Source organism: Actinomadura soli (genome assembly GCF_005889715.1).
In the GTDB taxonomy this organism is placed as follows: domain Bacteria; phylum Actinomycetota; class Actinomycetes; order Streptosporangiales; family Streptosporangiaceae; genus Spirillospora; species Spirillospora soli.
Genome location: NZ_VCKW01000452.1, coordinates 1 through 3,830, shown reverse-complemented (window position 1 = coordinate 3,830; position 3,830 = coordinate 1). Strand labels below are relative to the sequence as shown.

Here is a 3,830-nt window from a genome sequence, read left to right as displayed (position 1 = left end):
CCACACCCGAGGGCCCCGCCGGACGAGCCTGGCAACCCGCCGGGTCCGCCGGCCCACGGCACCGGCTCACCGACCTCGCCGCGCTCTGGCACACCACCCGGCGACACGAATCAGAGCCCGCCTGATGCCACTGCTGATCGGAGTCGTGGTGGTCGCGCTCGGCCTGGTCGCGGTCATCGTCGCCGCGCTTGGCGCGGTTCTCCCCGGCTCCGGCACGGGAACCGGGGCTGCCGCGTGCCAACCCGCCCCGGGGCGGTCGTCCGCCGGTATCCCGGCCTCCTATCTGGCCCTCTACCGCCAGGCCGGGCGGAAGTATGGGATCGGCTGGCACGTGCTGGCTGGCGTCGGGAAGGTCGAGTCCAACCACGGCCGCGGAGACGGTCCGGGGATCTCCGCGGGACGCAACCTCGCCGGAGTAGCCGGGCCGATGCAATTCATGCCCGGCACCTGGGCCGCGTTCGGTGTCGACGGCAACCACGACGGCCGCACCGACATCTACGACCCGTCCGACGCCATCCCCGCCGCCGCCCGCTACCTCAAACACAACGGCGCACCCGAGCGCGTCCGCACCGCGCTGTACCAGTACAACCACTCGCGCGACTACGTGAACAAGGTGCTACGGCAAGCGCGCGCCTACGCACACCACGAACCGGCCGAACTCGGGACGGGAAACGCAGGCTGCGCCGACGCCTTCTCATTCGCGCCGCCTCCCGGCAAGGCGGCCGCGAGGGCGATCGTTTTCGCCCGCGCCCAGCTCGGCAAACCCTACAAATGGGGCGCCACAGGCCCCCACGCCTTCGACTGCTCCGGGCTCACCTACGCCGCCTACCGCGCCGCCGCAATCAGCATCCCGCGCGTGTCCGGCGACCAATGGCGACACGGCCCCCGCGTCCTCAACGGCCACGAGCAACCCGGCGACCTGGTGTTCTTCAACACCGGACCCGGAACCTCCACCCGCAACCCCGGACACGTCGGCCTGGTCATCGACAGAGGAAAGATGATCGCCGCACCCCACACCGGCACCGTGGTGCAAGTCCAGTCCTACCGCCGCCGAACCCTGCTCGGCTTCACCCGCCCCACCGCGCACCAACGCGCGGAAAGAATCCCGCACGGGGTTGCGCGGTGACCGATCGTCTCATCAAGGCGACGACAGCGATGGCGGTGGTCGCGGTTGCCGCCGTCGCGGCACTCATCTCCTACTCCCACGCCCTCGACCTGGTCCGCTCCCACGGCGAGACCGGGGCGACGGCGCGGCTGGTGCCCTTCACCGTGGACGGGCTGATCTGGGCCGCGTCCATGGTCATCCTGGACGCCCACCGCCATCACCGCCCCGTACCGGCACTAGCCCGATGGAGCCTGGCGGCGGGCATCTGCGCCACCATCGGCGCCAACCTGGCGCACGGCGCCGCCCACGGCCCCATCGGCGCCCTCGTCAGCGCCTGGCCCGCCCTGGCCCTGGTCGGCTCGTTCGAGCTGCTGATGACCCTCACCCGCAACACGCCCCCGCCGTCACCACCCGCCACGAGCGAACACACCACCGCGCGCCGCTCCGAACCAGCCTGCACCGAAGTGGAGCAGACACCAGAGCAAGCCATGCTGAAGGAGTACCGCGCCAGCCTCAACGGGCCCGGCCGGCCCCTCTCCCAGCGCTACCTCGCCGACAGATACGGCATCGACCGCCGCAAGGTCAAACAGATCATCACCCGCACCGAGGGTTCGCCCCCTTCGTGACCCCCTGCGCGTTGAACCTGAGCCGAAAGTCACCCGGCCACCGGGTTAGGTCGGGTCCTGGAGGGACTCGCGCCAGGCATCCAAAACCTGTTCCGCCGTTGGCTTGTCGGAATCAGGGACCTCCTCAGCCATCATGAGCCGCTCGTACACCTCGATCATTGCGGTAGTCGTGGCGACGATGCCGACCGCGTTCCGTTCACGCTGGTCGCCAGGCAGAACCGACATCGCTTCGATAGCCTCGGCGATCAGGTGGTTGGCGTGGACGGTGTCAGCCCGTTCCAGCAGGTCCCACAGGTCGAATAGGCCAAGGATGTGACCGGCGCGGGCCATTGCGGTATGCACCTCGGTTTGCCATCCGCAGCTGCCGAACGGTTTGACCGGTGAGAAGAACTCGCCTTCGCGCCACACCGTGACCAGCAGCCTCTTCAGATACTCACCGATGGTGACGGCGTGCGCGCTGTTGGAAGCCATAGGGGTGTCCAGAAGTTGCTTCGGCGTGGGCGTTGGCACGGGTGCTCCGTTTCTGTGGCGCGGGTTCGGCGCGCACGGCATGGCAGGCGGGCATGGGCAGTGGACGCGACGCTCGCCGCGTCGAGTCCGTCCCACGCAGGCGTCACGGGACCGGCTGAGCCAACCGATCCCGTGACGCCAGGGATCGGCTATCCCTCGTCAGATGTGGGCGACGCGTTGTCGGCCGGGGCGATCGCCGGGACGACGTCCTCTTCGCGGTCGGGGTCGAGCGGTTCGGGATCGGCCAGGTCGGTCAGGAACGCGGCGATGAACTCAGCGGGCGTGGCTGAGGTGAAGGTGGCCTCCCACACGATCTGGTGCAGATCGTCGTAGGCGCGGATACCCCACAGCGTTTCGTTCGGGCCGAACTCGTTGGCCTCGGGCAGGAACTCCACGAGCACACGGCGGTCGGGTGGGAACGCGAATGTGTTCGCCTTCCGATCGTTGGTAATGGTCCATCCCGCGCGCGCCAAGACGTTGAGCGCCGTGACGGGCGATCCTGGACCAGCCAGCGGCCGTTCAACCATGGTCATGACCAATGTCCCCCCTTTGTGGAACGAGTGCATTTCGCGTGTTGGCCACCCCGGGCGCGGGCCCGGTGGGTGGGGGGCGATTCAGGCTCGACTCCAAATCCGGCGTCAAGGCGACCGCCCTAGGGGGACGCAGCGTCCTTTTCGGGTGGTCAGGGCGCGGTGGATGCGGTGCCACCCGTCGATCAGCAGGGGCGCGCCGGTGCCCCGGAACGGGACGGTCAGCAGTGAGCGGGCCAGGTCGACGGTAGCGGCGTGGTCGGGATCGATGCGGATCACGGCGCGGGCCCAGGCCAGCGGCCGGATATCAGCGCGTTGGGACTGGTGCCGGGCGGCTAGAAGGGTGGCGGTGTCGATGTCCCATGCCCAGCCGAGCAGGACAAACATCTCATCGGCCACAGATGCCCTTCGTGTTCGCTCAGGTCGTGGTTCAACGAGGTGCGGGTTGGCGGGTGCGGGCCGTCCGAGGGCGGCCCGGTTCAGCGTCGGCTGGGACCGTGGCCGGGCGCGCCCAAGGCGGTGCTCAGCGAGGTGTAACCGGGGCCGCTGAGCGCGCGGCCGAGGTCGTGATAGGTCTCGGCGACGGCGGTGCTCGTGGCGTGCCGTCCGCACCGGCTGCCGTCCATCGGCTGGCAGCCAGGGCAGGACTGGGGAATGCTCGGGCGGGCGGCGGCGGCATCGCGCAGCGCGGTGATGAGCGCGGCCTCACCGTCCAGGACCGGTCCGGCAGCGGCGGCGACGCGGTAGGCGACCGCGACCAGCTCTTGCGTGGCCTGATGAGGATTGCGGGGCTTCTCGTCGAGTCGAGCGGTGGCGGTGATGAGCTCACACAGCTCATAGATCAGGCAGGAGCCGTTCGCCTCCGGCTGGACGGCGGGTGATGGAAGGTGATTCACGATCTCGTCCTTTCCAGTGCAGGTAGGGAGTGCGCGCTAGACGAGTAGTTCCGAAGTTTGGGCCCGGTGACGTGGCGAGGGTGTTCAAGATCAGTTTGTGACGACCGACCTGAACACCCTCTTGACGGCACTGTATGTGAAGATCGACGACGAGATCGCAGGA

The 3,830-nt window shown here is 69.0% G+C and carries 6 protein-coding genes; 2 read left to right on the top strand and 4 right to left on the bottom strand.

Translation table 11 applies throughout. The features are described from left to right. Window positions 1-124: 124 nt before the first annotated feature. Window positions 125-1,126 (top strand): C40 family peptidase, encoded by a 1,002-nt coding sequence (locus ETD83_RS40415; protein ID WP_138650535.1) that lies wholly within the window; start codon window positions 125-127, stop codon window positions 1,124-1,126. Further along, the gene (locus ETD83_RS40410) at window positions 1,123-1,731 is read left to right on the top strand and encodes a DUF2637 domain-containing protein (protein WP_138650534.1); all 609 of its coding nucleotides are present in this window, start codon (window positions 1,123-1,125) and stop codon (window positions 1,729-1,731) included. Before ETD83_RS40415 ends, ETD83_RS40410 begins: the two co-directional genes overlap by 4 nt. A gap of 45 nt (window positions 1,732-1,776) precedes the next feature. Here the strand turns inward: ETD83_RS40410 and ETD83_RS40405 are convergent, their stop codons facing one another. From ETD83_RS40405 to ETD83_RS40390, 4 genes are all read right to left on the bottom strand, one after another. After that, a complete protein-coding gene (locus ETD83_RS40405) occupies window positions 1,777-2,202 on the bottom strand; it encodes a hypothetical protein (protein WP_138650533.1) in 426 nt (141 codons plus the stop codon). A 188-nt stretch (window positions 2,203-2,390) separates the two neighbouring features. Continuing rightward, entirely contained in the window at window positions 2,391-2,807 is a 417-nt protein-coding gene (locus tag ETD83_RS40400; protein ID WP_138650532.1) for a DUF317 domain-containing protein, read from the bottom strand. Window positions 2,808-2,879: 72 nt separating this feature from the next. Continuing rightward, window positions 2,880-3,170: a hypothetical protein gene (locus ETD83_RS40395; RefSeq protein ID WP_138650531.1), complete on the bottom strand. Its 291-nt coding sequence runs from the start codon at window positions 3,168-3,170 to the stop codon at window positions 2,880-2,882. 80 nt (window positions 3,171-3,250) lie between these two features. Beyond that, window positions 3,251-3,667, bottom strand: a complete 417-nt coding sequence (locus ETD83_RS40390) for a hypothetical protein (RefSeq protein ID WP_138650530.1) — start codon at window positions 3,665-3,667, stop codon at window positions 3,251-3,253. Between the last annotated feature and the right edge of the window lie 163 nt (window positions 3,668-3,830).